Raw genomic sequence first — 6,815 nt, 5'->3', positions numbered from 1 at the left:
GCATGCGGTGGAGCTGGACCCCGACGCCATGCGCTGGGCCCGCCGGGGGGGTTCCCCCGGGGGGGCCCCCTTAACGGCCGAGCCTCCGCCGGGCTCCTCAGTCCGGTAGCGCCGACAGGTCCAGTACGTTCTCGATCCGCGACCACTGCCCGTTCGGGTGTCCACCTTCGTCCAGGACGAGTGCGGACAGATCCTCCAGGGCCTCCGGATCGAGCGTGGCGAGCCCCGCGTGGTCGGTCCACAGATGGGTGACCCATTCGTCGGCGAGCGCCTCGGTACTCACCTCCGGGATCAGCACCACAGACGCCCCGGCCGCCCCGGCCGCCACGATCTCCACCACGGTCGCCAGACTGTCCGCCTTTCCGTACCGGAAGGTGCGGGATTCGTAGGTCAGCTCGGTGTCGGTGTGCACCCGGGCCACCACCGCGGCCAGATCGTCATAGGAGACCCGGACGCCGTCCGCCGCCACGTACGCCACATCGCTGCCGCGCAACGGCTGTACCCGGTCGGCATAGGTGACCGGACGCGGCGACTGCGCACCGATCTCGGCGGCCGTCGCCGGATCGTCCGGCACCAGCCATTCCACATCCGGCAGGTCCGGCGCGGCGCCGGCCACGATCCCGGCCCCGACCGAGAGCCCCGCGGCCGTGGCGGCGTCCACCGCGTCGGTGGCCACCAGCGCGGCGCCGGACTTCAGCACCGCCCAGGTGGCGACCGCTGCGTCGACCCCGCGGTCGAGCCGGACCACCACACCGGTCCCCGGCCCGTGGCCACGTGCGATCAGGACCCGTGCCAGCCGCGACGACCGCGCGTCCAGTTCCTGGTAGGTGAGCTCTTCCTCACCCCACACCAGGGCGGGCCCTTCCGGGTCCTCCTCGACCGAGGCGCGCAGCGTCTGCGGCAGCGCGGTACCCGACGAGGCGGTGTGGGCGGCCTGCGGTGCGGGTGCCGCCATCCGTTCCCGTTCGGCATCGTCGAGGATATCGATCTCGCCGACGCGGATCTGCGGGTCGGCGGCCACCGCGGCGAGGATGCGTTCGAACCGGCGGCCGAAGGATTGCACGGTCGATTCGTCGAACAGGTCGGCGGCGTAGTTGAACACCGACCAGAGTTCGCCGTAGCCGCCGTCGGCGTCGCGCTGCGGAGCGATACCGATCTGCAGATCGAACTTCGCGGCCAGCGCACCCTCGTCCAGTGCCTCGACGGTCAGGCCGGGCAGATCGACGACGGCCCGTTCGTTGTTCTGGAACGACAGCGCCACATCGAAGAGCGGGTTCTGCGCGGTCGCCCGGTCGGGCAGAACCGCTTCCACCACTCGTTCGAACGGGATATCGGCGTTGGCGAACGCCGACAGATCGGTTTCCCGCGCGTGGTCGAGCAGTTCGGCGAACGTCATGGCCGGATCGAGCCTGGTCCGCAGCGCCAGCGTGTTGACGAACATACCGACGAGATCGTCGAGTGCCCGCTCACCGCGACCGGCGACCGGGGTGCCGACGACGATATCGTTCGCGCCGGTCAACCGGGACACCAGCACCGCCACCGCGGCGTGCAACACCATGAACAGCGTGACGCCGCGTTCCCGTGCGGACTCGTCCAGCTGCCGGTGCACGTCGGCGTCCACGCCGAAGCTGGTGAGCCCGCCGCGCAGCGACGGCACCAAGGGCCGCGGCCGGTCCAGCGGCAGTTCGACATCGGGGGTCACCCCGTCGAGTTGTTTCTGCCAGTAGGCCAGCTGTTCGGCCGCGACGGAGCCGCCGTCGGATTCGTCACCGATCACGGCGCGCTGCCAGAGGGCGAAGTCGGCGTACTGCACCGGCAGCGGCGACCAACCCGGTGCGTCCCCGTCGACCCGGGCCAGGTAGGCCGTCACCAGATCCCGGGCCAGCGGTGCCATGGAGGCGCCGTCGGCCGTGATGTGGTGCGCGACGAAGGCCAGCACATGTTCGCCGGGCCCGGTCTCGAGCAGCAGCGCCCGCACCGGGACTTCCTGCGTGGCATCGAAACCGGTCGACATCAGCGCGCCGATCCGGGCTACCGGATCATCGGCCGATTCGACACTCAGCCCGCCGGGCAGTACCTGCGCGGCAGGCAGGATCTCCTGGTACGGCAGCCCGTCCGGGCCGGCCGGGTACCGGGTGCGCAGCGATTCGTGCCGCTCCAGCACATCGGTCACGGCGGCTTGCATCGCCGCGACGTCGAGTACGCCGGTGAGCCGGATGGCCAGCGGAATGTTGTACGCGGCCGAACTCGGATCGAACTGGTTGATCAGCCACATCCGGTGCTGGGCCAGCGACAACGGCAACCGCTCGGGCCGCGGGCCGGCCTCGAGTGCCTTACGGCCACCGGTTCCGGCGTGCTGTTCGACGCGCACCGCCAGTGCCGACACGGTGGAGGCCTCGAACAGCGCGCGCACCGGCACCGTGGTGTCCAGCGCGGCACCCAGCCGGGCCGCGACCTGCGTCGCGATCAGCGAGTTACCGCCGAGGGCGAAGAAGTCGTCGTCCGCGCCGACCCGGTCGAGTTCCAGCACATCGGCGAAGATTCCGGCCACGATCTCCTCGATCGGGGTCGCGGCCGCCCGGAACTCCCGGGCCTCGAACACCGGCTCCGGCAACGCCTTGCGATCCAGCTTCCCGGATGCGTTCAGCGGGAACTCGTCGAGCACCACGAACGCGGCCGGAACCATGTAGGCCGGGAGCCGGTCGGTCAGCTGTGCTCGCAGATCGTCGGTATCGACCACGGCGTCCTTGCCGGGCACCACGTACCCGACCAGCCGGTCACCGGTATTCGGATCCGATTTCGCCACGACCACCGCACGCGCCACCGCGGCATGGTCGGTGAGTGCCGCCTCGATCTCCCCGAGTTCGATGCGCTGACCGCGCACCTTCACCTGGAAGTCCGAACGGCCCATGTAGATCAGCTCACCGGCATCGGTCCACCGCACCACGTCACCGGTGCGGTACATGCGTTCACCGGTGCCGAACGGGTCGGCCACGAAGCGGTCCGCGCTGAGGTCCGGCCGGCCGACATAGCCGCGGGCCAGCTGCGCACCGGCCAGGTACAGCTCACCGGTGACACCCACCGGGACCGGCCGCAGCCGCGAATCCAGCACGTACACCTGCGCGTTCCACACCGGGCCACCGATCGGCACGGCACCCGATACGTCGCCGGCGACCGCGGCGTGCGTGGCGTGCACGGTGAACTCGGTCGGCCCGTAGAGGTTGTACAGCGCCACATCGCTGACCCGGCGTACCGCCGCCACCACGTCACCGGTGAACGCTTCACCGGCCACGAACAGCATCCGCAACGACGTCCAGGCGCCCGGGACGGCGGCGGCGCTCTCGGCGAACACCGACAGCATCGACGGTACGAACGAGGTCGCCGTCACGCCTTGTTCGGCGATCACCGCGGCCAGGTACTGCGGGTCGCGGTGGCCGTCGGGTTCGGCGACCACCATCCGGCCGCCGACGGTCAACGGGGCGAACAGCTCCCACACGGAGACGTCGAAGGTGGCGGGGGTCTTGAACAGCACCACGTCGTCGCGGTCGATACCGTATTCGCCCACGATCCAGGCGATCTGGTTGGCGACCGCGCCGTGCGATACCGCCACACCCTTCGGCCGGCCGGTCGAACCGGACGTGAAGATCACGTACGCGGTATTGCTCGAACGCAGCGGCGCTACCCGCTCGGCATCGGTGACCGGGGTATCCGCGTACCCGGTGACGTCCACGGTGTCCAGCGTGAACATCGGCACGTCCGCATCGAGCGCCGCGGCATCGGCGGTGGTCGACAGCACACACACCGGTGCCGCGGTATCCAGGATGTGCCGGATCCGTTCGGCCGGATGCGCCGGGTCCAGCGGTACATAGGCGCCACCGGCGGCGGCGACCGCGTACATGCCGACCACCAGGTCCAGCGACCGCGAGACCAGCAACCCGACCAGCGATTCCGGGCCCACACCCTGGGCGATCAGATGCCGGGCCAACCGGTTGACCCGCGCGTCCAGCTCCGCGTACGTGACCTCGGCACCGCCGGAACTCACCGCGACCCGATCCGGGTACTCGGCGACGGCCCGGTGGAATCCGTCGAGCAGCAGCGCCGCGGACACCGAGTGTTCGGTAGCGTTCCACTCCGCCAGCACCCGCGTCCGCTCGGCCGGGGCCAGGATCTCGAGATCCCCGACCGGTGCTGCCGGATCGGCCACCACCGCGGTCAGCAATCGGGTGAACCGGTCGGCGAACCCGGCCACCGTGGCCTCGTCGAACAGGTCTGTCGCGTAGATGAACTTGGCGGTGACACCGCGGGCGGTGTTCGCCCCGGCCTCGTTCGGGCCGATCCGTTCGGCGAGTTCCAGGTGCAGATCGAACTTCGCGGTCTCGATCGGCGAATCGATACCCGTGATCGCCAGCCCGGGCAGCTCGCCGTTGACCTGCGGATTGTTGTTCTGCAGTGAGAGCATCACCTGGAACAGCGGATGCCGCGCCTGCGACCGCACCGGGTTCAGCACCTCGACCAGCCGCTCGAACGGCAGATCCGCATGCCCGAACGCGGCCACATCGTTACCGCGCACCTGCTCGAGCAACTCGGCGAAACCGGCGCCGGAGTCGATCGGCGTACGCAGGGCGAGGGTGTTGACGAACATGCCGATGACCTCGTCGAGCGCACGTTCACCGCGCCCGGCGACCGGGGTACCGACGACGATGTCGGATTCGCCCGACAACCGCGACAGCAGTACCGCGAACGCGGCATGCACGACCATGAAGAAGGTCACGCCACGGCTGCGCGCGAGTTCGACCAGCTCGGCGTGCACCGCATCGTCGATCTCGAAGGCCAGGCTCGCACCGCGGCCGGAGGCCACGGCGGGCCGCGACCGGTCGGCCGGCAGATCCAGCTGCTCCGGAATACCGGCCAGCTCCGTGGACCAGTACCCGATCTGGGCGGCGATCACCGAATCCGGATCGTCCTCCGAACCCAGTACCTGCCGCTGCCACAGTGCGTAATCGGCGTACTGCACCTCGAGCGGGCGCCAGCCCGGCTCGCCGCCCTCGATCCGGGCGCTGTAGGCGGTGACCACATCGCGGGCCAGCGGTCCCATGGAGAAACCGTCGGAGGATATGTGGTGCACGACGACCACCAGCACATGCTCGGTCGGGTCCACCTCGAACAGCCGGACCCGGAACGGCACCGCGGCAGTGACATCGAACCCGGTCCCGACGAATTCGGCCACCCGCGTGAACAGGTCGGATTCCGAAACGTCCACCGGGGTCAGGTCCGGGATCACCGCCGCGGTCGGCACCACCTGCTGGTACGGGGTCCCGTCCACCTCGGGGTAGTAAGTGCGCAGCGATTCGTGCCGCGCCAGCACATCGGCGATGGCGATCTGCAGGGCCTGCCGGTCCAGCAGACCCGACAATCGCACCGCGATCGGCAGGTTGTCGGCCGCGGATTCCGGATCGAACCGGTTCAGGAACCACATACGCTGCTGTGCCAGAGACAGCGGTACCCGCTCCACGACCTCGCCGGAGGGCAGGGTCTGCGTCGGCCGCGGCTGCGGTACCAGCGGTACCCGGCCGCCCGCACCCGAATGTGTTTCGGCGCGCGCCGCCAGCGCGGCCACCGTGGAGGCCTCGAACAGTTCCCGGACGGCGAGGTCGGTGTCCAGTGCCGCCGACAACCGCGCCGCCACCCGGGTGGCGCTCAGCGAGTTACCGCCCAGCTCGAAGAAGTCGTCGTCCGCGCCGACCCGCTCCACACCGAGAACCTCGGCGAACGTATTCGCCACGATCTCCTCGATCGGAGTCGACGGCGCCCGGAAGACGCGGGCCTCGAACACCGGCGCCGGCAGGGCCCGGCGGTCGAGTTTGCCGCTGGCGTTCAACGGCAGCTCGTCGAGTACCACGAACGCGGCGGGCACCATGTACGACGGCAGGCGCGCCGACAGATCCTCGCGCACATCCTCGATATCCAGCGGCGCTCCCGCCGCGGGTACCAGGTAGCCGACGAGCTGGTCCCCGGTACGGGCATCGCCACGCAGCACCACCACGGCCTGCGCGACCTCGTCGATATCGGTCAGCGCCGTCTCGATCTCACCGAGCTCGATCCGCAGACCACGCAACTTCACCTGGAAATCGGTACGGCCCAGATATTCGAGTTCACCCACGGAGTTCCAGCGCACCAGGTCGCCGGTGCGATACATACGCTCGCCGTCGGCGAAGGGGCTGGCCACGAAGCGGTCCGCACTGAGGTCCGGCCGCGCCACATAGCCGTGCGCCAGCTGGGTACCGGCCAGGTACAGCTCACCGGCGACACCCACCGGCACGGGCCGCAACCGGCCGTCCAGCACGTACACCTGGGTATTGAAGACCGGGGCACCGATCGGCACGACGGTGGTATCGGCGTCGGTCACCTCGTGGAAGGTGACGTCGACGGCGGCTTCGGTCGGGCCGTACAGGTTGTGCACCGCCGTACCCGTCAACTCCCGCAACCGCTGCGCCGGCTTCGCGGGCAACGCCTCACCCGAGGAGAACACCAGCCGCAACGACTCGCACGTCCGCGCACCCGACTCACCCGGCAGAGCAGCCACGAACACCGTCAGCATCGACGGCACGAAATGCGCCACCGACACACGCTCGGCATCGATCACCTCGGCCAGATACGCGGGATCCCGATGACCATCCGGCTTCGCCACCACCAACCGCGCACCGACCTGCAACGGCCAGAAGAACTCCCACACCGACACATCGAACGTCGACGGCGTCTTCTGCAACACCACATCCGAACCCAGCAAACCGTACTCGGACTGCATCCACACCAAA

The 6,815-nt window shown here is 69.6% G+C and carries 1 protein-coding gene; it reads right to left on the bottom strand.

Translation table 11 applies throughout. From position 1 onward, the window contains the following. Nucleotides 1-97: 97 nt before the first annotated feature. The coding region (locus tag QH195_RS06220; RefSeq protein WP_432278295.1) for an amino acid adenylation domain-containing protein at nucleotides 98-6,815 on the bottom strand (6,718 nt) is incomplete at its 5' end.

Origin of the sequence: Nocardia carnea (genome assembly GCF_029868855.1) — a bacterium.
Taxonomy (GTDB): domain Bacteria; phylum Actinomycetota; class Actinomycetes; order Mycobacteriales; family Mycobacteriaceae; genus Nocardia; species Nocardia carnea_A.
Note: the sequence above shows the minus strand (reverse complement) of the source record. Positions and strands in the feature narration are given on the sequence as shown.